This is a genomic window from Anatilimnocola aquadivae, from assembly GCF_049819085.1.
Taxonomy (GTDB): Bacteria; Planctomycetota; Planctomycetia; order Pirellulales; family Pirellulaceae; genus Anatilimnocola.
Map to the genome: position 1 here is coordinate 6,477,485 of NZ_CP187419.1, position 22,300 is coordinate 6,499,784.

The following is a 22,300-nucleotide window of genomic DNA, read 5'->3' on the forward strand; positions in this document are numbered from 1 at the left end:
CCATAGTCTGCCGAACTATACAACCGATTTCGCAGTGGCGACGTAGCTTATGGCGATTCGAGCCCGACTGCGGGCTTTCAGGGGGCCCTGGCGAAGAAAGCGTTACGGCTTGTAACGCGCGTACCGAAGATTCCGCTGCTTCAAAACGACCGGCCGAATGAATAATGCAAGATACTCACCCGGCGATACCGCTTCCGTGGACGACGCACGCAGCGCCGAACGCACGCCTTAGGAATTGTCTGCTTGCCGCTTGAACTTCTTCATTTTGTTCACGGCTTTGCGCCGCGCTTCTTTGCTCTTGAGCGTATTCAGCTTGCGGGCGTACTTGTCACTGAGGGCCAGTTTACGAGCTGCTTCGGGAGATTCTTGCGACATGATCGGTCTCGCGGGAAGTGAATTGAGTGAGGTAACAAAACGGTTCGTCGAGTGCCGACAAACAATTGACTGCATCGACTGGTCAACTACACGCCCCGGCGATAACGCTTCGGCGGGCGACGCATCAGGTTGGTCGGCAGGGGCGGCGGCGGTGGACCATCGGGAATCTCGTTGCCTTCGGCATCGACCTGACGATTCATCGGGATCGGCGCACCCACCATCTCGAAGTTTTCCATCTCGCCTCGCTTCAGCTGAATGTTAATTCGCTGTTCGATGCGAGTGAGTTCTGGCCCCTCATCGGGAGCCACGAACGTGTAGGCCACACCTTCGCGACCCATGCGGCCGGTTCGACCCACGCGATGCACGTAGTCGTCGCTGAAGGCCGGGATATCGAAATTGATGATGTGGGACACGGCCGAGACGTCGATACCGCGACCGACGACGTCCGTCGCAATCAAATAGGTCACGCTGGCATCGCGGAAGCCACGCATCACACGATCGCGAGCACCTTGGTTCATGTCGCCATGAATACAGCCCACACCTTGCAACTTCTTGCTGAGGCGTTGGAAGATCTTTTCGGTGCCACGCTTGGTGCGGCAGAACACGATGGCTTGCCGAGGCTTCTCACGTTCGAGCAAGCGTTGCAACAGATCGAATTTGCGCGTCGGGTCGACCGTGTAATAGAACTGCTCGATCGTTTCGACGGCCAGTTCTTTGGGTGAAAAGTTGAGCGTCGTCGGTTCGACCATATACCGCTCTGCCAACTTGGCAATCGGCGGCGGAACGGTCGCACTCAGAAGTAGCGTCTGGCGATCTTTCGGGCAGCGACGCAGGATCTTTTCGATATCGGGACGGAAGCCGATATCCAGCATACGGTCGGCTTCGTCGAGGACGACGATTTCGAGCTCGTCCATCTGAATTGTGCCGCGAGCCAAGTGGTCGAGCACGCGGCCCGGGGTGCCCACGACAACATGCACGCCCGCCTTCAGCTTGTCGATTTGCGAGCGAATCGGCTTGCCGCCATACACGGCCACACTCGTGATCGGCCGGCCAAACGAGAGCTTGGCGAATTCGTCGCGCACCTGCACGGCCAATTCACGCGTCGGCACCAGAACCAAAGCCTGCGGGTGATGCGTATCGGGACCAAGGTACATTTGTTCTAGAATGGGAATCGCGAACGAGGCCGTCTTGCCTGTGCCCGTGCGGGCCTGGCCAACAACGTCGACGCCTTCGAGAGCCAACGGAATTAAGCCGGCCTGGATTTGCGTGGGGTACTGGTAGCCAGCTTCTTCCAGTGAAGCGAGCATCGACTTGCTCAGACCCAAGCTGGCAAACGAAGGCTGCGACGAATCGGCAGCCGGTGTAGCAAACCGCTCGGGCTTCGGCTTGGCAGGTGCTTTCGGCGCGGCCTTGGGTTCTGCGGCTCGTGGTGCAGCGGGCTTGGATTCGGTTGGTCGCGATTCCGCAGCCTTGGGTGCCTGTCGGTCGCGTGGCGGACGATCCTGCTCGGTTCGGGCAGCAGGAGCCGTTGTTCGCTGGGGGCGATCTCGGTTTTCTTCGCGACGTGGTTCATCTCGCCGCGGTTGTTCCGTGCGAGCTTGCTCACTGCGAGGCCGATCGTTCCGTTCGGTTCGCAGACGCTCCGTTCGTGGGCGTTCAGCACGAGGCTGTTCGCTGCCGCGATCACGCGAGGGCTGATCGTTCCCGCGTTGACGGTCGCGAGATCCACGATCGTCGTTGCCTCGATCCTCACCACCGCGAGTCTCGCTGCGGCGAGTATCACTGTTCCGAGATTCACCGCCGCGTGAGCCACGGTTGCGGTCGTTACCTGGCTGCTCGCTGCGCCCACGGTCTGCTTGAACTCGATCGCCTGGCTCACGAGCTGGTTGCTCGCTGCGAGTGACAGGTTGCTTGCGCTGTGGTTGGCGATCGCCAGCCGGGCGATCTGTGGTGCGGTCGGTTGATCGTGGCGACGATGTGCGCGGTGGCTTGTCCGCAGCAGGGGCACTACGAACCGGCTTGGGAGTTGGCTTGGCTACTTCGTCATCCTCGTCGTCGAAATCTTCGTCGCCAAAATTGGCGTACGAAACGGGACGTGGAGGAGATGCGGGGCGAGTCTCAGTGCGTGGTGCTGGTCCGCGATTGGGAGTGCTGCCCGTCGGTCGTCGCTCGTTCGAACGCGAGCTAGAACGCGCCGAGTCGCCAGCAGATCGCGAGGCTGAATCTCGTCGAGGCTGCCGATCGCTTTCCGCTCGCGCTGGCGGCCGGCGATCATCGCCCGCAGGCGCCCGCGCAGGTCGTTGTTCGCGCTGCGGACCACTTTGCCGGTCACGCTGGCCAGCAGGCGCGCGACGGGCTTGTGAGGGGTCTGTGGGGGGCTGCTCCGAGCGGCGGGACTTCTCGGCAGGACGACGTTGGGGAGAATCTTCTTTCATCCTGCCTAAAACTATCTGGCAGAAGGGGTTTCGTCAACTTCCTGCGACTACAGAATTGATGAAAATTCGGAGTAGCCGCGTGCTCCAAGCAGCCCTTAACAATCGAAATACATGGTGAATTCGAAGGGATGGGGGCGAAGTCGCAAGGGCTGGATCTCGCTGCGGCGTTTTTCGTCAATCCATGTTTGGATGACGTCTGGCGTAAAGACATCGTCCCGCAGCAGAAAATCTTGATCCTCCTCCAGGGCTCGCAGGGCTTCATCGAGCGTCGCCGGGGTGTGCGGCAGTTCAGCCAGTTCGGCGGGCGATGCAGCCAGCCGATTTCCTTCATAGGGCTGGCCTGGATGCAGCTTGGTCTGGATGCCATCGATGGCCGCCATGACAATGGCGGCGAAAGCCAAGTAGGGGTTGCAGCTAGGGTCAGGGCAGCGAAAGGAAATCCGCCGACTCTTGGGACTGGAACTGTACACAGGCACTCGGCACGCGGCCGACCGATTGCGCTGCGAATAGACCAGGTGAACCGGACCTTGGCCCCCTGGGGCCAGTCGCTTGTAACTGTTCGTCGTGGGGCTGCAAAGCGCGAGTAGGGCAGGCGCGTGCCGCAACACTCCGCCGAGTGCATAAAGGCCAATATCGCTAAGCCCGGCATAGCCATGGCCCGCGAAGATTGGCTGATCTTTCTTCCAGAACGAAAAATGCGTGTGCAAGCCGCTGCCCGCACCTTCGGCCAACGGTTGCGGCATGAAGGTCGCTCGTTTTTGACGTCGTCGTGCGACTTGCCGAACGATGTGCTTGTAAGCCAGCAAATGGTCGGCCATCGTCACGACTGACTGATGCGCCAGCCCGATAGCGCTTGGTGCAGCTGGCGACGATTGCTGCTGACCTTCAACCCGCAGGCCCGCATCGTTGAGGGCTTGCAGCATCTCGGCCTGCAGCGAAAGTGTCTCGGTCGCTGGAGCAACGTAGTAACTGCTTGCCGAAGCACTTTGGGCGAATTCAGCTTCGTCGAAAACGAAGAACTGCGCCTTGGGGCCGATGATCGCTTCGTCGGCAAAGCCGGTGCTACGCAGATAGTTCACCGCCTTTTGCGCAATGAAACGCGGGTCACGCGAAAACGGATCTCGCGTCAGCGGATCCTGAATGTTGCAGAGAATTGCCAACGTGGGGACAGCTGCCACCGGATCGAGATAAGCCGTCTCGGGCTGTGGCACAGCCAGCAAGTCGCTCTCGTTCGTGGGCGGTCCTCCCCACAGCGGAGTGCCATCAAAACCTAAGCCATCTTCAAACACATCCTCGTCCAAACGGGCGACGGGGATTGTTAGGTGGTGCCAGGCACCGTTCAGATCGGCGATGCGAAAATCGACGGCCTGAACTTCTTTTTCACGACAAAGAGCCAGAATTTCTCGGGGAGTCACAGTTACGCCTTTTAGTGACAACGAGGTGCGGAGAGCTTTGAATTAGGCAGCGGCGTCCACTCGTGTCCGTTGCGACCTGAGCAGGCGATTCGTGCTGATGAATCAAATCTCACTAAACAACACGAGCGGGAGGCTGTGCTCCCGCTCGCGATGTCGTGATCAAATGGAATCCGTTCCGGATCGACAGTTGCTGCTCGCAGCCAAGGAGTACTGCGAGCAGATGTCGAGGCGTCCCGCCGCATTTCCGAAATGCTATTTGATGAACAGCATTTCTTGATAGGTCGGCAGCGGCCACAAGTCGTCGGCTACCAGGCCTTCGAGCTTGTCGGCGAACTCGCGAACCTTGAGCATGCCTGGCAACACGGTGTTGCAGATATGCTTGGCTTCGTCGAGCAATCCGCTTGCATGATGGGCCAGCGATTTCTCCAAAGCATTCGCCGAGTCTTGCAGACCCTTCACCAGCTTGGTCATCTCGTCCAGCGTATCGGTATCGAAGCTGTAGCCGAGTTGCTTGAGGTTGGTACAGGTGCTAGCGAGTTCGTTTTGGAAGCGAACAGCGGCAGGGAAGATCATCGTTCGAGCAATCTCGATCGTCAGCTTCGCTTCGGTCAGAACCGTCTTCACGTATTGTTCAAGATAGATATCTTGACGCGAAGTGGTCTCGCGAGCAGTGAGGACGTTGTACTTTTCGAACATCGCGATCACTTCAGGCGAAGTGATCTGCGTCAAAGCATCAACGGTGGTCTTCAGGTTGAGCAGGCCGCGCGCTTCGGCTTCGGCGTGCCAGGCCTGCGAGTAGCCGTCGCCATTAAACACCACCGCGCCGTGCTTGGTCATGATGTCTTGCAGCAACTTCTGCACGGCACCAGCCAACTTGCTGTTATCGCCGCCAGTGGCCTTTTCCAGCTCCGTGGCGATGAAGTCGAGCGATTCGGCAACAATCGTATTGAGAGCCACCAGCGGGCCGCCGATCGATTGGCTCGAACCAACCGCGCGGAACTCAAACTTGTTGCCGGTGAAGGCAAACGGGCTGGTGCGGTTACGATCGCCAGCATCCTTCGGCAGGATAGGCAGCGTGTCGACGCCTACTGTCAGCGTACCGGCAGCCTTGCTGCTCTTGGCACCACCCTTTTGGATCTGTTCGAACACATCGGCCAACTGCGAGCCAAGGAAGATCGAAATGATCGCGGGAGGAGCTTCGTTGGCACCCAAGCGGTGATCGTTGTTGGCAGTGGCCACAACCGCACGGAGCAAACCACCGAACTTATGCACAGCGCGAATGACAGCCCCGGCGAAGACCAGGAACTGCATGTTGTCGTGCGGGTTATCGCCTGGTTCCAGCAAGTTGCCTTGCGTGCTGTTGCCGAGCGACCAGTTCAGGTGCTTGCCCGAACCGTTGATGCCGGCGAACGGCTTCTCGTGCAGCAGGCATTCCATGCCGTACTTTTCGGCGCCCTTCTTCAGCGTCAACATCACCAATTGTTGGTGATCGGTAGCGACGTTCGCGTCTTCATAGACGGGGGCGATTTCGTACTGCGAAGGTGCCACTTCGTTGTGGCGAGTCTTCACCGGAATACCGAGCTTGAACAATTCGCGTTCGGTATCGAGCATGCAGGCCAGCACGCGGTCGGGAATGTGACCGAAGTATTGATCTTCAAATTCCTGGCCCTTCGGTGGCTTGGCACCGAACAGGGTACGACCGGCATTGAGCAAGTCGGGGCGGGCAAAGAAGAAGTTGCGGTCGATCAGGAAGTACTCCTGCTCAGCACCAGCCGACGAGGAGATCATCGAAATGTTCGAGTGACCGAACAACTTCAAGATCCGCTGGGCCTGTGTATTCAAGGCCTTGTTCGAGCGGAGGAGCGGAGTCTTCTTATCAAGAGCCTCACCGGTCCAGCTGACAAAGCAAGTCGGAATGCAGAGCGTCGTGCCGTTCTCGTTTTCGAGAATGTACGCAGGGCTCATTACATCCCAGGCGGTGTAACCGCGGGCTTCGAACGTGGCGCGAATGCCGCCACTGGGGAAGCTCGAAGCGTCCGGTTCGCCTTGGATCAGTTGCTTGCCGGTGAATTCGGCGACCGTGCCACCCTTGCCGTCGGGCGAGAGAAAGCTGTCGTGCTTTTCGGCGGTCAGGCCCGTCAACGGATGAAACACGTGAGCATAGTGAGTGGCACCATTCTCGATGGCCCAATCTCGCATGGCTCCGGCGACCACATCGGCCACCGTGTTGTCGAGCGTCGAACCCGTTTCAATGGTCTTCTTCAGCGACTTAAAAACCGGCTTCGGCAGACGATTCTGCATTTCCGACATGGTGAACACGTTCGAGCCGAAGAGATCCTTCGACGAAACGGTCTTGAAGTTCACCGGTGGTGAAGTTGGCTTGTAACTCGTAACGGCCGCGATGGCCTGCATCCGCGCTTTGCTACCACTCACGTGACGTAACCCCCTTAAACCCTAAACCCAAAAAAACGAACATCTACCGGGGACGATTCCCCGAAGGGCCCGCGGAATCGCACCTTCCGTGCCAATCCATAAGTCCGCTAGCAAATCGTCGCGAGAGGGCGAAAGAGCAATTCCTGCAAAGACTTAGCAATGACTAGCTAATGTCTACACGAATCGTTAAATCGTCACTTTGCCCAGTTTGTTAGCAGCCTTGCACAACAGCTGGGCAAAAGTCGGAATGAAGGTTCCAAGGGAGCGCACAGGGGGCTCCTTTAGGCCTGATACTTCGTTCCGCCAAACGCGCGCACCTCGACCAGTGAGGAGCATAGCGAACAGACTGCGGGTGTGACAAGGAGACGTTCACAACGTCGACGCGCACGTCTTCCAGTGCGTTGCCGTTGTGTAGGGAGAAATTGATTCGATTTTCTCCCAGGCCAGTTTGAACGTCTTGTGCCCATTCCGCATGGAATTCGTGATTCGCGACTCCATGGCAAATGCGACGAACGAGTAAAGAGGAATCGACGCTTGGAAGCCAATGTCCGGCGCGGAAATGCCGACAATGGCGGCATCGTCTATGCAAAAGTGTTTGTTCAGCTGCGAAATCCCTAGACGATCGATGGCTTGAATCGCGGCGATGATTTCAAGCAGCCATTCGTTACTCACCGTTGCTTTGCGAGTCTCCACTGGCTTCCTGCCATGCACCTGTTCGTACCAACAGATTGTTTGGCACACAGAGCCGTCGATGCTTAGGTCGGTCGTCCAAGACGTAAGATCTGCAGCGAATCCCGGAGAGAAGTGCGTCCGAATTAGCACCTCTTTTGGGATTCGGAAATTTTTAGCTGGACGCGCCGCGACAAACCTTTCGTAGCAGTTAGCGCATTGCCCCAGTGACCGGAGCACAGCACTTAGCAAGACAGGATCACCGCACTGCAGGCAATGGGTCGTCAAGTTGGCTGAATCCATCGTGCCCAGTCCCAACGAAGAACTCGCGGCTATTGGAAGTAACTCCAAACCCAATACACGCACGCCCCAACCGCAGCAATCATGGCCAAGGTACCCCAGAGAATCTGAAAGAACCGGCGATCTCTTTCCGCTCGGAGAACTTCCTCATCCAGGTCTTGCTGATTCTTCGCAATGCTGTCGTGGCAAACTTTGCAGAGGCGAAGTGGTTCGCCGTAGTAGTCGGGGCTGCTCCGCATAGCCTCGAGGGTCTCTTCGTCGTCGACAAACTTAATCGATTCAAACTCGTAGGCAAACTGCCGCCCCGCATCCAGTGGATCACCGCAGTAGTGGCAAAGCTGTTCGTCACCCATCGTTGCTCGAAATGCCTCACTCCGCCACGCACCACACCGCATCCTTCGTTCGCAGGATGAGCGCTTTGCCGGCGATGGCGGGGCTAGCCATAAAGCCGCCGGGAAGCTTGTTCTCGCCCAGCGATTCGAATTCACGACCAGGCTTGATCACGTGGCAGTTTCCCTCTTCGGCAAAGAAGTAGAGCTTGCCGTCGGCATAGACGGGGGACGACATGAACAGACCGCCGAGCCGCTTTTGATAGATCACTTCGCCCGTTTCGGCATCGACGCAGGTGATAACTCCTTGTTCGCTTCCCATGTACAACAGGCCTTCGACCAGGATCGGCGAAGCATAGCGGGGATAGCCCTTGGCGAGTTTCCACGGCACATGCGTGCCGGTTACATCACCGCTGCCGCCAAGCTTAACGGCGAACAGATGCATGCCGCCGTCAGCGGTGCCGACGAAAGCCGTGTCTTTGTTGACTACCGGTCGACCTGCCGCGTTCATGCCGCCACTTTTCACTTGCCACAGTTCTTTGCCGGTTCTTGGATCGTAGGCTGCTGTGCTGCCGGCGCTCGGTGTCACCAGTTCCGGGCGACCATTGACGGTAATGACGCTCGGCGTTCCATAGCCTTTCTTCGCGTCGCCATTGTCGGTTCCATAGTTGAAGTTGCGATCGGTTCGCCACACGGTCTTGCCGGTCTCTTTATCGAGCGCCGTGACGTACTGCACGTCATAGCCGTCGAACATCAGGATGAGCAGATCTTGCCAAACGATGGGGGACGAACCGGCCCCGCGAAAGTGATTGCATTCAAGATCGTTGCGGCTCCACAGCACCTTGCCACCGGCCGTATCGACGCACGCCGTCCCGTGTACGCCGTAGTGAACGTAGATTCGCCCCTCTTCCACAAACGGTGTGCTCGAAGCGTAGCTGTTGCGTTCGTGGCAGAACTGAGGCTTCTCGACCTCAAACACTTTCACATCGTGAAGCACTTTGCCCGTTTCGCGGTCGAGGCAAATCGCAAACAGTTCTTTGCCGTCGGCAGGCGCTGTGGTGAGCCAAATCTGATTGTTCCACACCACCGGCGAAGACCACGCTTTGCCGCGCACCGGAGTCTTCCACTTGACGTTCTCGGTCTCGCTCCATTTGGCCGGCAAGCCAGTCGCGGCTGAAGTGCCATCGGCATTAGGTCCGCGATATTGGTTCCATTGCTCCTCGCCGCTCGCAAATGAGACGACGGCCAGACCGAACAGGACAACGAGCGCTGCGGTGGGAACGAACGAGCACAGACGAAGCATGGCAAAACCAATCGGGAGGGATAGTGAGTTGGGCGGGTGCGAACCAGACACTTCAATTTCGCACGCCGCTGCGTCAATTTCCAGAGCGCACGGAGCCAACTACTCCATTTCGACCGGTTCCAGCTTGGCGTGAATCAGAAAGAATCGCCGCTCCCGGTTATCGGCGGTGAACTGCACCGTAGCGGTTCGCTTCGGCCCTTCGCCACCGAGCGCGATGATCGTGCCCACACCATGTTCGGGGTGAATCACATGCATGCCGTGTTTAAAGACATTCGGCGGAAAGCGAGGACCGGCGTCCACTTTGCTGGCCATCAGATCGGCACCACTCATGAGCGAGAATCGCTTATCGAGATTGGGCTTCTTTAGTTTCTGCGGCGGCTCGATCTGCGTGAACTCTTGCGGATCGAACGAGATATCGTCCTCGGTCGCTTCGGCATGTTCCACGGGCCCTTCTTCGAGATGCTCGTCGCCAAAATCGTCGTCCTTGGGCAATTGCGAATCTGGATCAATCAGCCTGCGCATCGCCGAACGGGGCTCTTGCAACTTCATTTCGTCGCGCGGCAACTCGCCCAGAAAATGGCTGGGAATCGTCGGGGCGTTGATACCGCGAAACATACGGTACTGGGCGTAGCTCAGTTGCAGTTCTTCCCGCGCTCTGGTCAGGCCAACAAACAGCAGTCGGCGTTCTTCTTCGAGCTTCTCTTCGTCGTGCCTGCTTCGTTCGTGAGGCAACAATCCTTGCTCGCACGCGACGATATACACCACAGGAAACTCCAATCCCTTGGCTGCGTGCATGGTCATCAGTGAGACGCGATCGGTGTCAGAACTCCAGGCGTCGGTATCGCTGACGAGTGAGGTTTCTTCCAGGAAGGCTTCGAGCATGCCTCCCTGGGGATTGTGCATATCGAATTGTCGTGCAGCAGTAAGCAATTCTTCGAGGTTCGCCAGCCGTTCTTGATCTTCTTCGCTTTCAGAATTTTGCAGCACTTCGCGATAGCCCGATTCGCTCAGCACCATGCCGACGATCTGCTCAATCTCCGCGGTCAGCGATTCGCTCAGCTTATCGATGAGGGCGACGAACTTGGCGACAGCGACGGCCGACTTCTTCGGCAGGCCTTCCACCAACCCAGCTTGCCGGGCAGCATCCAGGAGCGAGAGTCCCTTCGAGTTGGCATATTCTTGCAGTTTGGTGATCGTGCTCTTGCCGATGCCGCGCGTGGGTGTGTTGATGACGCGCCGCAGGGCGACGTTGTCGCGCTGGTTGTTGAGGACGTGCAGGTAAGCCATCACGTCCTTGATTTCCATCCGCTGATAGAACTCCAGGCCGTTGACAATCTGATACGGAATGACCTGCTCACGCAGGGCATGCTCGAATTGCCGCGAAAGGGCATTGGTGCGGAAGAAAATCGCGAAGTCGCGCGGGCGATACTTTCCTTGGCGAACCGAAGTCGCAATCTGCATCGCGATTTGCTCGGCTTCGTCGGTATGCGACGGATAGCAGATCAGCCGCACGGGCTGCCCTTCAGGATTCTCGGTCCAGAGCCGTTTTTTCTTTCGCCGCTTGTTGTGCGCAATCAGCACATCGGCCACCCGCAAGATCGACTGCGTGCTGCGATAGTTCTGCTCGAGTCGCACGACTTTCACATTGGGAAAGTCCTTCTCAAACTCGAGAATGTTCCGCACGTTCGCGCCGCGCCAGCCATAGATCGATTGATCGGGGTCGCCGGTCACGCTCAGGTTCGGATGATCGATTGAGAGGGCCCGAATGATCGCATACTGCGCGAGATTCGTGTCCTGATACTCGTCGACGAGAATGTATTTGTAGCGAGCGTCCTGCTGCTTGCGAGTTTCCGGATTCTCTCGCAATAGCACCGCGACATGCTGCAGTAGATCATCGAAATCGACCGCATTCGCGCGAAGTAGCGCCCTTTGGTAAGCCGGATAGGCCCGCTCGACCAGACTGCCCAGCGCACTGCCGTACAGGGCCGTTTCGCGATACTTGTCTGGCGTGATGAGGTTGTTCTTGGCGGCACTAATCGCGTGGGCGATGGAATCGGGCGAGGCATGCGTCGACTCGAGCCGTTCTTCGGCCAGCACCAGTTTGAGCAGCTTGCGGCTGTCGTCCATATCGTAGATAGAGAAGTTCTCGCTTAGCCCGACCAGCGGCGCATGAATGCGGAGCAGGCGGGCACAAAAGCGGTGGAATGTTCCCATCCACACAGGTTGGCCTGGCGCGAGCGCAGCCAACCGTTGCCGCATTTCGTCGGCTGCCTTGTTGGTGAACGTCAGAGCCAAAATATTGCGAGGCTGAATCCCATGTCGCACCAGATTCGCCACGCGGTGGGTGACGACGCGGGTCTTGCCCGAACCTGGGCCGGCCAGCGTGAGCATGGGGCCATCGATGTGCGCGACCGCCTGCCGCTGAGCTTCCGTCAGCGAGGCGAACAGGTCCGTAAGCGGGAGGATGTTTTGTCGATCCATCCCTTCATGGTAACAAATTTAAGCCGAGAACTTGGTGGGGCTAACAAGCGGCTTTAAGGCCCCACCTAGTTCGCCTCGACACGCACGTTCGCAAGGATAATCGCACCCTTTCGGGCAAGGTTACTCAGCCGCAAACTTTGCGTAGGCCTCGGCAACCTTGCCTTCTTTATCGTCACCCTTGTGGAAGTAGACACGGTACTTCAGGTCGAACGATTCACCCTTTTTCAGCTTGTGGGTGCCGTCGACGTTCCCCTTGCCGCCGGCAAAGCTCTTCAAGCCGAACGGATTGGGAGCGAACAGGCCGTAGGTGCGCACGTGCCAGGTGGTGGGATGACGAAAGCTCGAAGGGTGATCGAAGATGGCGATGCCCAGCGTTTCGTCGCCAACGGGGCCAAAGTAGTCGACCCACTTGGCGGGCTTGCCCCAAGCGTCCTTATCGGTGAGTCCTTCGCTGCTGACGATCTTGCCACCCTTCTTCGCTTCTTCCTTCATCGTTTCGGGAACGCGGACGCCGAAGGCTCCTTCCTTGGTATCGCCAAACGAGACTTCGTCGGCGATAGCCGTGACCTTGGTCGAAAAGTCGATCCAGCGAGCAGTGTCGTTGGCCCCAAAGACCAAAGTCGGTTCATCCTGGCAGATGACCTTGCCGTCGGGACCAACCCATTCGTTGCGAGTCTTAATGGTGGCCGTTTTGCCACCCTCGGCCTTGATGAGTTCCTTGTGATGGATCTGTCCTTGGACCTTGGCGGTCTCAGCCCAGAAGTCGACACCGTTGACGTCGCCGTGGGTGAACCAGAACGAACGATGATGGATGTGGTCTTTCTTTTCGCCTTCAACGCCATCCTTCATGGGCCAGGCGCGCGACATCTCTTTGCCGGTGGGTCCAATAATGGGCCAAACGATTGGCTTGGCTCCCGACTTAAAGACGTAGGTGGCAAACGGCTTGCCGTCGGCTTTGACAACAACGCCGGAGTCGTTCTTCTCGACGGTGAGATCGGCAGCTACGACAGGCAGCGCGAAGATAGCGGTGGCAAGCAGAATCGCAAGGGAGGAAAGGGACTTCATGGCGGGTCCTTTTTTGACGACAAGGAGTTACGTAGATCGCAGAGTCGCAATGGTAATGGACGTAGCCAGCCATTTCCAGCAATTACTGCATTAGAGATAGAACCGCTGGACGCGGTGGTTGTAGGTATCGATGACGTACATGCGGCCGTAAGAATCGCGGGTGATGCCCCAGGGCTGGTCGAGTTCGCCGGGCTGACGACCGTTGCGGCCCCAACTCCCCAGGAACTGGCCGTCGAGCGTGAACTTTTGAATGCGATGGTTGCCGAACTCGCACAGATACACATGGCCTGCTGCCTCGTCGAGGTGCAGATCGTAAGGATACGAGAGTTGGCCCGGGGCCTGACCATATTCGCCCCATGACTTGGCAAGTTTGGGTTCGGGGCCGGAGACATCGAAGATTTGCAGCCTGTGGTTGCAGGCGTCGGTGATCCAGAGAAGACCTTGGCTATCGAACTCCATTTTTTGCGGCCGCAGGAACTGGCCGATCTCGCTGCCGTGACCGCCCCACTGGGTGACGAACTGACGCTCGCGATTGAACTTTTGCACGCGATCGAATTCGCCGTACTCGGCAATGTAGAAGTTCCCGCTCTTGTCCTGTTGGCAATCGGTCACGAAATGGAACTTGCCCGGCGTAAAGCCCCGCTCGCCACCGATGGTTCGCTCTTTGAGGAGTCGGCCTTCTTTGGTGTAGGTGAGAATGCGGTAGTAATGAGTATCGGCGACGAGCAAGTTCCCTTCGAGATCGAAGGACAATCCGCACGGTTTTCCGAACTGATAGTCGGGCGTTTGCCACGAGCGAACGAGTTTGCCTTCGGTAGTGAAGACTTGAATCCTGGGAGTCTTGTCGACGATGTACAGGAGGTCATCCTGATCGATGCAGATGGCACGCGGATGATTGAGCCTACCTTTGCCCGTACCAGCTCGTCCCCAGATGGTATCGAGTTCGCCATTGGAGGGACCGGAGGGCGTGCAACCGGAGAAGGCGAGACTACCGCCCCAAGCGCAAGCGACAGCGAGCATCTGTCGCCGGGAGATCGGCGAGGCCGGGGAAGACTGATGGTTGGATACGGGAGAGTTCAAATCACTGTTCTCAATAGAGCAGCACGATGGAGCAGACATTCGGTTCAACGAGGAGGATCAGCAAGTTCCATCTTAACCGCCAGCGAGCACAGGAGCACGCCTTGAGTCAAAGGGAGGGAAACCCGCAATTAAGTCAGGATAAGACTGCGGAGTGTGCGGAGCTTTCCTGCTGGGTGATGGCCGAAATTGACGTGACCCTGCCAACTACGGAGTTTCTTTAGGTTGGCTAAACTTTGCGGGCGATCCATTCCGAAGAGCACATTACCGGAGGGTGAGTACCGCAAGCGTGGCAGCGAGCGGGAAAGTCGGTAGGTTCGCGGGGCAGCGAACGAGACGCCGGACGAGCATTGGCCTTTCTTCCTTTCCAGGCCGTGGATCGTCTCGCGCACTCTGAGCAATCAGAGCGATTCTCATCCGGGAAAGCCGGTTGTACCTTTTCTGCACTGCTTGGACTGCAGCGCACTGCGAGGGTGGCTCTTTGGAGTCAGCGCAGAGAGAAGAGCGGGGGCAGTTCATTGTCGGCAGTCGCCTGTTCGCAAACAGGTTTGCACCGCCGTATCTGCGCAGGAGCAGTTCCTTGTCAACGCTCGCTATGGAAGCGACGGCGCCGGTCGCTGTCGTGACTCCAGTCGTCGGCTCGTCCACGCAATCGCAAACCACGTCGTCGCAACTCGTCAGCTTTCGCCTGGCGGACGAAGAGTACGGCATCGAGATCACCAAAGTGCAAGAGATCATCTTGCTCGGCGAAGTGACTCGCATTCCCCAGTCGCCCGTCTTCATCAAAGGGCTGATCAACCTGCGCAGCACGGTGATTCCCATCGTCGATCTGCGTCTGCGGTTCGGCTTGCCAGAACAAGCCAAGACCGACGAAGCCCGCATTATGGTGGTGAATGTGCGCGGCAAGACCATCGGCCTGATTGTCGATGCCGTGAGCGAAGTGCTGCGGATCTTAGCTGAGCAAATTGCTCCGCCGCCGCCGACCATCGCTGGCCTGGGTCGCGATTATTTGACGGGGCTCGTCAAGCTCGAGAAGCGTCTGTTGATCCTGCTGGATGTCGACAAACTGCTCGAAGAATCCGCCCTGGCAGCGACGTAGGTCGCACCCCTTCGTGATCTCACCGAACAAGCAACGCTCGGCTTTGTGCCCAAAGCTGCGCGAACCATTCTTTCGTCAAACAATACACATTTTCCTAGCGAGATAGTTCCATGTCCAAAACCAAACCTGCCCCTGTTTCTGCCGCGTCCAAATCGAAGTCGGCGGTGAACATCGCCAAGCTGCAAAGCGATCTGGCGATCAATCGTGCGATGGCCGAGAACTCGCCGATCAACATCCTGTTTGCCAACAAGGACCTGGTCATTACCTACGCGAATCCAGCGAGCATCCGCACGCTGAAGATTCTCGAAAAGTACCTGCCCGTCCGAGCGGAAGAAGTTGTTGGCTCCAGCATCGATACCTTCCACAAAGTTCCTTCGCATCAGCGTCGGATTCTGTCGAACGACAAAAACCTGCCGCACCGCGCAATCATCGCCGTGGGCGATCAAAAGGCCGATCTTCTCGTTAGCCCGACGTATGACGACAAAGGCGAATACCTCGGGCCAATGGTGACTTGGGAAGTCGTGACCGAGAAGTTGAAGATGGAGGATCAGAGCCGCGATGTTGGCGAACAACTGGCCGCCGTCGGTAAGGTGACCGCCAAGATCGAATTCAATATGGACGGCACGGTGATCGCCGCCAACGACAATTTCCTGGGTGCTGTGGGTTACAGCTTGAATGAAATCGTCGGCAAGCATCACCGGATGTTCTGCTCGCCGGAATACACCAACAGCCCGGCCTACAAGCAGTTCTGGGACAAGTTGAACCGCGGGGAATTCGAAGTCGGCGAGTTCATGCGGATCAACAAGAAAGGTGAACAGATCTGGATCTCGGCCACTTACTACCCCATCAACGATGTTGCGGGCAAACCCTACAAGGTCGTCAAGTTCGCCACCGACATCACCGAAGCGAAGGCTTCGCAAGAACGCGAACGCCAGAATGCGAAGGACCTGCGTGAGAAGGTCGACCAGATGCTGAATGTCGTCAATGCGGCCGCTGCTGGCGATTTGACCAAGGAAATCACCTTCACCGGCGAAGATGCGATGGGGCAGTTGGCCTCGGGTATTCGCAAAATGATGACTGACCTGCGCAGCATCATCAGCCAGGTGGTGGAAGGTGCGGCTCAGTTTGCGGAAGGTGCCCGAGTGATCTCGGAGACCGCTCAGTCGCAAGCTCAAGGTGCTCAAACGCAAAGTGCCTCCGTGGAAGAGATGAGTGCGTCGATCGAGCAGCTCACTCGCAGTATCGAAACCGTGAAAAACAATGCCGCCTCGGCCAACACGCTGGCCGGCGAAACCAGCCGCATGGCGGAAGAAGGTGGCCAGGCAGTGCAGAAATCGGTCGAAGCGATGGGCCGCATCAAGAGCTCGTCGGAACAGATCAGCGAGATCATTCAAGTGATCGGCGAGATCGCCAGCCAAACGAACCTGCTCGCCTTGAATGCCGCGATCGAAGCGGCTCGGGCTGGTGTGCATGGCTTGGGCTTTGCGGTGGTGGCCGACGAAGTTCGCAAACTAGCCGAACGCTCCAGCGAAGCGGCCAAGGAAATCAGCAAGCTGATCAAAGAATCGACTCAACGGGTTGCCGATGGTGCCAACCTGAGCGAGCAAACCGGTCAGGCTCTTTCGAAGATCATTCAGGGTGTGGATTCGACTGCCAAGAAGATCAACGAAATCGCTACGGCGACTGTGGAACAAGCTCAGAACGCGACGGAAGTTGCTGGTGCCGTTCAGCAGATCTCGACCGTCACCGAGCAGGCCGCTGCTTCGTGCGAAGAGATGGCTTCCAGCAGCGAAGAACTCGGTGCTCAGGCTTCGACGCTGCGAGAACTCGTTCGCAAGTTCAAGACCGAATAACAGCTGCGACAAGTGTCGTCCAACCGAGCCCGCCATCGTCCGGGCTCGGTCTTTCTGGTTCAAAACATTGCCTTAGTACAACGAATCGCCCGCTCATGTCCACCGCTATCGAAACTCTGATCAGCCCCGAGCTCATGACTCGCTACGGCAAGCTGATTTATGACGTGACCGGCATTCGCATTTCGCCACAGAAGCAAGCTCTGCTTGCCAACCGCGTGCGGCGGCGATTGAAGGCCACGGGTATTGCGGATTTCGATGCGTACTTGATTCACTTGCAAAAGCTGAAGACCAGTCATGCAGAGTGGGATCTGTTTTTGCAGGAAATCACCACCCACGAGACTTACCTGTTTCGCGACGAACCTCACTGGCAATGGTTCAAAGACCAGTACCTGCCCGTGATCTCGCAGGAGGCTCTCGCTGGCCAGCGTACACGTTCGCTGCGAATCTGGTCGGCTGCTTGCAGCACGGGTGATGAAGCGTATTCGGCCGCGGCCTGCGTGGCGACGAATCTGAAGCAATTGCTTCCCTGGACAATCAAGATTATCGGCACCGACATCGGCATCGGTGCCGTCGAGCAAGCTCGCAAGGCGACATTCAGCCCGCGGGCGATGAAGCTCGTTCCTCCGGCGCAGCGAATGCGCTACTTCGCATCCGCGGAAGAAGCGGGATTCAGTCGGGCCAAACCGGAACTCTCGAACCTGGTTCAATTCCGGCAGCACAACCTATTGGATCCGCTGCTGGAACAACCGTTCGATCTGATCTTCTTGAAAAACGTGCTCATCTACTTCGACGATGCCTCGAAGCAGCGAGTCGTAGCCAACGTGCTCAAGCTCATGAAGCCTGGTGGCTACTTGATTGCTGGCGCTGCGGAAGGCATTAGCGATCATCTGAAGAAACTCAAACGCGTTCATGCCTGGCTCTATCGCCAGGAGTGAACTGCCTAACGGAATCGACCGGTCATGTCAGCTGAAACCACCGCTGCCGACGAATGGTTGCAAGGGATGATGTCCGACTTCTTAGATGAAGCCGGTAGCCTCCTAAGCAGCTTGAACGAGGATCTGCTCACGCTCGAAGCGTGGACGGCTTCGAGCGCCGGCCAGCGCGCGCCGTTCGATCCCGACTTGATGAACAACATGTTCCGCTCTGCCCACAGCCTGAAGGGGCTCTCGGCGATGTTGGGCTTGTCGAACATCAATCAATTGACTCACCGCATCGAAAACGTCTTCGATGCTTCCCGCAAGGGCCAACTCGAACTGACGCCGGCCATTGTCGAAATCATCTTTCAATCCATCGATGCACTCACTGCCATGATCGCCAAACTGCAAGACGACGGTTCCGATCGGCACGACGCGAGCGCTGTAATGACCAGCATCGAACAAGTCCTGGAACAGGGTGGCTGTGCGCGGCAACAGACATCGCAGGCCGATGCCGAAAAGGCTCTCGCCGTCTGCGAACAAGGCCTGCAACTCGATGCGGCTCTCGATGCGCCTGCTGTCGTCGTGGTGCCCAATCCAGACCTTAACCCCGAAGTGGCTGGCCTCGCGCAGATCGCCGACGAGGTCGACATTCCACCGAAGTATCTCGCCATCTTCATCGACGAAACCGATCTCGCCCTCGAAAGCCTGGCCGAAGTTCTGCTGTGCGCCGAGCGTTCCGCCCAGCCTCGCACGGTCGAAGAATTGCTCGTCACCGCCCATCGCATTAAGGGCTCCGCTGCGTCGCTCGGCTTGAATCGCACCGCCAAGCTGGCCCACTGGATGGAAGACTCGCTGCAAACTGCTGGCGAGCGGAAGCAGGCTCTCTCTCCTTCGCTGATCGACGCCATGTTGCATTGCGTCGATGCTTTGCGAGTGTATGTGACCGGCCTGAAACAGAGCGAGCCCGACTTCTCGCAATTCGAATCCGCTGCCGAAGAGTTGCTGGCCGCCAGCAAACTGGCCTTTGGTTCATTGCCCTCCCCGATCGCTATTCCGGTCGTCGCTAAGCCAACTTCCGCTGCCGCCTGGCAACCGCGGGCTGTTGTCGGCATGGTCGGTGAACTCGAGACGGGCACTCAGTACGGCTGTGAAATTCACTTTGAAGCGAACCTGCCGCTCATCGGCCTGAAGGCAAATCTCGCCTACGAAAAGGCCGCTCGTCTGGGACGCGTGCTCCTTTGTGAGCCGCCAGCCGAGACGCTGGAAGAGCTCGATCAGCTGGACTCGCTCCGCTTGATCGTCCAGACAGAATCGACAAGCGACGAGTTGAATTCCGCGTTGAACGTCAGTGGCGTTCGCTCGCTCAAGATCAAGGCCCTGGCTTTGCCCCAATCCAAGTCGCAAGAGAAAGCCGTGCCGACGATGGCTACCAAGGCACCTGCTGAATCCTCGTTGGCAACAACCAGCGACGCAAAGGCGGCGGCGGAACCGAAGGCCAAAACAGGCGAGGACTCTGGTAAGCCCGGCGAAACCTTGCGGGTCGATATCGACCGCCTCGATCAACTGATGAATCTCGCCGGCCAACTGGTCATCAGCAAAGCCCGCTTCAGTCAGATCGGAAATGCCATGCGGGACAACTTGCCCGCCAAGCAACTGACACAGGTTTGGAGCGAAACCGCTGCCTTCATGGAGCAACTCGCCGGAGATGGCAGTAGCGCTGGCAACGACAAGCATGCCGCAGCAAACATGAATTCCATTCGTTCGCATGCACGTCGACTGCAGTCGGACATCGAAAAGATTACGGCCGAGTTTGCTCGCGTCACCAAGATGCATGCCCGCGTCAACGAACTGTTCGAAGCGGTTCACCAACTCGACCGCGTTGCCGCCAGCATTCAGAAGAGCGTGATGGACACCCGCATGGTGCCCGTCGGTCCGCTCTTCAATCGCTTCAAGCGTGTCGTGCGCGATATTACCCGCTTGAACGGCAAGGACATTCGGCTGGTCATTCGTGGCGAGAGCACCGAACTCGACAAGCGAATGATCGACGAACTGGGTGACCCTCTGATTCACATGGTTCGCAACTCGGCCGACCACGGAATCGAATCGCCCGAGGCTCGTCTGGCGACTGGCAAGTCGGCGCAAGGCACCATCACACTCGACGCCTTCCATCGCGGCAACAGTATCGTTATTCAAGTCTCGGATGACGGTAAGGGACTCGATCGCGACCGCATTCTGAACAAGGGTATCGAACGCGGGCTCGTCGATGCGGAAACCGCCGAGCGAATGACCTCGCATCAGGTCTATCAACTCATCTGGGAACCCGGCTTTAGCACGGCAGAAAAGGTTACCGAAATCTCCGGTCGCGGCATGGGCATGGATATCGTCCGCTCGAAGATCGAAGGCCTCAGCGGCACGGTCGAAGTCGAAAGCAACCCCGGACAAGGAACCGTGTTTACGATCAAGCTGCCACTCACGCTGGCGATCATGCCGAGCTTGATGGCTGAGATCGATGGCGACGTCATCGCGTTGCCCATCGAGAGCATCGCAGAGATCGTCGGGCTGAAAGACGACAGTCTCGGCACGGTACATGGCCTGCGCACCGCCACCATCCGCGGCCGCGTCATCTCGGTGGTCGAACTCAAAGAACTGCTGACCTGGAACTCGCGCACCGGTTCGCAAGAGAAGCCAGTCACCGGCGACCACACGATTGTGGTCATCCGCTACGAGAACAAAGAAATCGGCTTGCTCGTCGATGCCGTGCTGGGCGAAGAAGACGTGGTGATCAAATCGCTCGCCGACAACTACCGCAATGTCGAAGGTGTGGCGGGAGCCAGCATCCTTGGCGATGGCCGTGTCTCGCTCATTCTCGATGTCGGCGCGCTCGTCAATCTCGCGTCGAAGACTGCTCATAAATCGTAACGATCGAAGTCCTAATTGGGGTGTATGCTTGCTCATGAATAACATCGACCTTGTCGACCACTCGCTGCTACAGCAACTGTTTTCGGCCGCCACTCAGGATGCTTCGGCAGCCATGTGCCGCTGGACCAACGGACAGATCACCCTCACGCTCGACGAGATCACCGAGTTGCCGCTGGAAGAAGTCAGCAGCAGCCTCGATCTCGGCGATGACCTGTTGACGATGGTCGCCCTCACGCTGCAAGGCGAACTCGGCGGCACCATGCTGCTGACGTTCGACGAGCAGAATGGCCGCGACCTCGCAGCTTCGCTGTTGAATCGTCCCCGTGCGACCTCGCCGGAGTGGACCGAACTCGAACGCAGCGCGCTGAACGAGACGGGCAACATTCTGGGTTGTGCCTATATGAATGCCCTCACTCGTTTTCTCGATGCCGACCTCATTCCCTCACCGCCGTACTTCCTGCAGGACTTTGGCGCGAGCGTGCTGCAACAAGCACTCATGACCCAAGCGCTCACCTGCGACACCGCGACCATTTGCCGAACCACCTTTCGCCGCGAAGACCGCGCGCTCGATTGGAACGTCCTTTTCCTGCCTACCCAAGCGCTCCGCGATCGTCTGATGACCTGCGTAGCCGAGTAAGCGTCTGCGAACCAACCGAAGCCTTTCTTTCACCGAGACGTCTGTATGCCGTGTGCCACTTTAGCCCCAGCCGTTTGCCACCAGGCCGGCATGGGCAAGATCGTTCTGGCCAAGGGGCCCGATACGATCACGACCGTCCTGGGTTCGTGCGTCGGAATCTCCATGTATCATCCGCGCACGCATCAAGGCTTGCTCGCCCACGTGGTGTTGCCGGCCAGTACTGGCCGTGCAGCAACGCCCGGCAAGTTCGCCGATACCGCAGTGCCAGACATGCTCAGCCAACTCGCCTCGCTCGGCATTTGCGACAGCAGCCTGATCATCAAGATCGCTGGCGGCTCAAACATGTTCGGGCTACCGGCTGGGCCGATGCAAGTTGGTGAATCCAACATCGTGGCGATCGAAGCCGCCCTCAGCAAAGCCAAACTACGAATCACCGCCCGCCATGTCGGCGGCAACAAAGGTCGCCGGGTCACGCTCGATTGCCAGACCGGCATCTACCGCGTGGAGGTTGTTGGCGCCGATGTTGTCGTTCTCTAACCGAGAATGCACGACTCCACTTTCGAACACCGACTAGCAGGATTGGAAACTCGAACCATGACCAAGCGACTACTCGTAACCGACGACGCGATCATCATTCGCGAAATGATCAAAGACACTGCCATCAATGCGGGCTGGGAGATCGTAGGCGAAGCCTGCAACGGCCAGCAAGCGTTTGAGAAGTATCGCGAACTCTGCGCTACTTCTCAAAAGCCCGATGCCATGACGCTCGACCTGGTCATGCCGGAATTCGACGGCCTACATGCTCTGAAACACATCCTGGGCGAAGACCCCGCCGCCAAAATTGTGGTGGTCAGTGCTCTCGATCAAAAAACCATCCTGAAGGAAGCCTTCAAACTGGGTGCGTCCGATTTCGTGGTCAAACCCTTCGACCACCAGCAACTCGTGGCCACGTTGAATCGAGTTGCCGGGGTTTGCTAGTTACTCATCGCACTG

17 protein-coding genes are annotated in these 22,300 nt (G+C 57.9%); 7 read left to right on the forward strand and 10 right to left on the reverse strand.

Annotated elements, in window-relative coordinates; translation table 11 throughout:
* Nucleotides 1–228: 228 nt before the first annotated feature.
* The 10 genes from NA78x_RS25490 to NA78x_RS25535 form a co-directional block, all read right to left on the reverse strand.
* Nucleotides 229–375, reverse strand: coding sequence for a hypothetical protein (locus NA78x_RS25490; RefSeq protein ID WP_425615201.1), 147 nt, complete (start codon nt 373–375; stop codon nt 229–231).
* 86 nt (nt 376–461) lie between these two features.
* Nucleotides 462–2,810: a DEAD/DEAH box helicase gene (locus tag NA78x_RS25495; protein WP_425615202.1), complete on the reverse strand. Its 2,349-nt coding sequence runs from the start codon at nt 2,808–2,810 to the stop codon at nt 462–464.
* A 95-nt stretch (nt 2,811–2,905) separates the two neighbouring features.
* Nucleotides 2,906–4,225 carry a type I glutamate--ammonia ligase gene (gene glnA / locus NA78x_RS25500; protein ID WP_425615203.1) on the reverse strand — a complete coding sequence of 440 codons (1,320 nt, stop codon included), beginning with the start codon at nt 4,223–4,225 and terminating at the stop codon, nt 2,906–2,908.
* Nucleotides 4,226–4,477: 252 nt separating this feature from the next.
* Nucleotides 4,478–6,658, reverse strand: coding sequence for a glutamine synthetase III (locus NA78x_RS25505; RefSeq protein WP_425615204.1), 2,181 nt, complete (start codon nt 6,656–6,658; stop codon nt 4,478–4,480).
* 369 nt (nt 6,659–7,027) lie between these two features.
* Nucleotides 7,028–7,351, reverse strand: coding sequence for a hypothetical protein (locus NA78x_RS25510; RefSeq protein ID WP_425615205.1), 324 nt, complete (start codon nt 7,349–7,351; stop codon nt 7,028–7,030).
* A 308-nt stretch (nt 7,352–7,659) separates the two neighbouring features.
* Entirely contained in the window at nt 7,660–7,980 is a 321-nt protein-coding gene (locus tag NA78x_RS25515) for a hypothetical protein (protein ID WP_425615206.1), read from the reverse strand.
* Between the two features lie 16 nt (nt 7,981–7,996).
* Nucleotides 7,997–9,259 carry a PQQ-binding-like beta-propeller repeat protein gene (locus NA78x_RS25520; protein WP_425615207.1) on the reverse strand — a complete coding sequence of 421 codons (1,263 nt, stop codon included), beginning with the start codon at nt 9,257–9,259 and terminating at the stop codon, nt 7,997–7,999.
* 99 nt (nt 9,260–9,358) lie between these two features.
* A complete protein-coding gene (locus tag NA78x_RS25525) occupies nt 9,359–11,740 on the reverse strand; it encodes an ATP-dependent helicase (protein ID WP_425615208.1) in 2,382 nt (793 codons plus the stop codon).
* A gap of 120 nt (nt 11,741–11,860) precedes the next feature.
* On the reverse strand, nt 11,861–12,805 hold the full coding sequence (locus NA78x_RS25530) for a PmoA family protein (RefSeq protein ID WP_425615209.1): 945 nt from the start codon (nt 12,803–12,805) through the stop codon (nt 11,861–11,863).
* Nucleotides 12,806–12,895: 90 nt separating this feature from the next.
* Nucleotides 12,896–13,825 carry an NHL repeat-containing protein gene (locus NA78x_RS25535; protein WP_425615210.1) on the reverse strand — a complete coding sequence of 310 codons (930 nt, stop codon included), beginning with the start codon at nt 13,823–13,825 and terminating at the stop codon, nt 12,896–12,898.
* A 637-nt stretch (nt 13,826–14,462) separates the two neighbouring features.
* On the opposite strand from NA78x_RS25535, the gene NA78x_RS25540 reads away from it, so the two are divergent.
* From NA78x_RS25540 to NA78x_RS25570, 7 genes are all read left to right on the forward strand, one after another.
* Nucleotides 14,463–14,981, forward strand: a complete 519-nt coding sequence (locus tag NA78x_RS25540; RefSeq protein ID WP_425615211.1) for a chemotaxis protein CheW — start codon at nt 14,463–14,465, stop codon at nt 14,979–14,981.
* A 110-nt stretch (nt 14,982–15,091) separates the two neighbouring features.
* A complete protein-coding gene (locus NA78x_RS25545; protein WP_425615212.1) occupies nt 15,092–16,834 on the forward strand; it encodes a methyl-accepting chemotaxis protein in 1,743 nt (580 codons plus the stop codon).
* A 95-nt stretch (nt 16,835–16,929) separates the two neighbouring features.
* Nucleotides 16,930–17,769: a CheR family methyltransferase gene (locus tag NA78x_RS25550; RefSeq protein ID WP_425615213.1), complete on the forward strand. Its 840-nt coding sequence runs from the start codon at nt 16,930–16,932 to the stop codon at nt 17,767–17,769.
* A 24-nt stretch (nt 17,770–17,793) separates the two neighbouring features.
* Entirely contained in the window at nt 17,794–20,670 is a 2,877-nt protein-coding gene (locus tag NA78x_RS25555; protein ID WP_425615214.1) for an Hpt domain-containing protein, read from the forward strand.
* A 34-nt stretch (nt 20,671–20,704) separates the two neighbouring features.
* The gene (locus NA78x_RS25560) at nt 20,705–21,307 is read left to right on the forward strand and encodes a chemotaxis protein (protein ID WP_425615215.1); all 603 of its coding nucleotides are present in this window, start codon (nt 20,705–20,707) and stop codon (nt 21,305–21,307) included.
* Nucleotides 21,308–21,352: 45 nt separating this feature from the next.
* Nucleotides 21,353–21,844 carry a chemotaxis protein CheD gene (locus NA78x_RS25565; RefSeq protein WP_425615216.1) on the forward strand — a complete coding sequence of 164 codons (492 nt, stop codon included), beginning with the start codon at nt 21,353–21,355 and terminating at the stop codon, nt 21,842–21,844.
* A 57-nt stretch (nt 21,845–21,901) separates the two neighbouring features.
* Entirely contained in the window at nt 21,902–22,285 is a 384-nt protein-coding gene (locus NA78x_RS25570; protein WP_425615217.1) for a response regulator, read from the forward strand.
* Nucleotides 22,286–22,300: the final 15 nt, after the last annotated feature.

Bases quoted from the DNA above. Each gene is read 5' to 3' on its own strand.
- NA78x_RS25560 (WP_425615215.1), top strand. From the start codon at position 20,705: ATGAATAACATCGACCTTGTCGACCACTCGCTGCTACAGCAACTGTTT.
- NA78x_RS25570 (WP_425615217.1), top strand. From the start codon at position 21,902: ATGACCAAGCGACTACTCGTAACCGACGACGCGATCATCATTCGCGAA.
- NA78x_RS25520 (WP_425615207.1), bottom strand. From the start codon at position 9,259: ATGCTTCGTCTGTGCTCGTTCGTTCCCACCGCAGCGCTCGTTGTCCTG.
- NA78x_RS25490 (WP_425615201.1), bottom strand. From the start codon at position 375: ATGTCGCAAGAATCTCCCGAAGCAGCTCGTAAACTGGCCCTCAGTGAC.
- NA78x_RS25545 (WP_425615212.1), top strand. From the start codon at position 15,092: ATGTCCAAAACCAAACCTGCCCCTGTTTCTGCCGCGTCCAAATCGAAG.
- NA78x_RS25535 (WP_425615210.1), bottom strand. From the start codon at position 13,825: ATGCTCGCTGTCGCTTGCGCTTGGGGCGGTAGTCTCGCCTTCTCCGGT.
- NA78x_RS25550 (WP_425615213.1), top strand. From the start codon at position 16,930: ATGTCCACCGCTATCGAAACTCTGATCAGCCCCGAGCTCATGACTCGC.
- NA78x_RS25555 (WP_425615214.1), top strand. From the start codon at position 17,794: ATGTCAGCTGAAACCACCGCTGCCGACGAATGGTTGCAAGGGATGATG.
- NA78x_RS25525 (WP_425615208.1), bottom strand. From the start codon at position 11,740: ATGGATCGACAAAACATCCTCCCGCTTACGGACCTGTTCGCCTCGCTG.
- NA78x_RS25565 (WP_425615216.1), top strand. From the start codon at position 21,353: ATGCCGTGTGCCACTTTAGCCCCAGCCGTTTGCCACCAGGCCGGCATG.
- NA78x_RS25515 (WP_425615206.1), bottom strand. From the start codon at position 7,980: ATGGGTGACGAACAGCTTTGCCACTACTGCGGTGATCCACTGGATGCG.
- NA78x_RS25530 (WP_425615209.1), bottom strand. From the start codon at position 12,805: ATGAAGTCCCTTTCCTCCCTTGCGATTCTGCTTGCCACCGCTATCTTC.
- NA78x_RS25495 (WP_425615202.1), bottom strand. From the start codon at position 2,810: ATGAAAGAAGATTCTCCCCAACGTCGTCCTGCCGAGAAGTCCCGCCGC.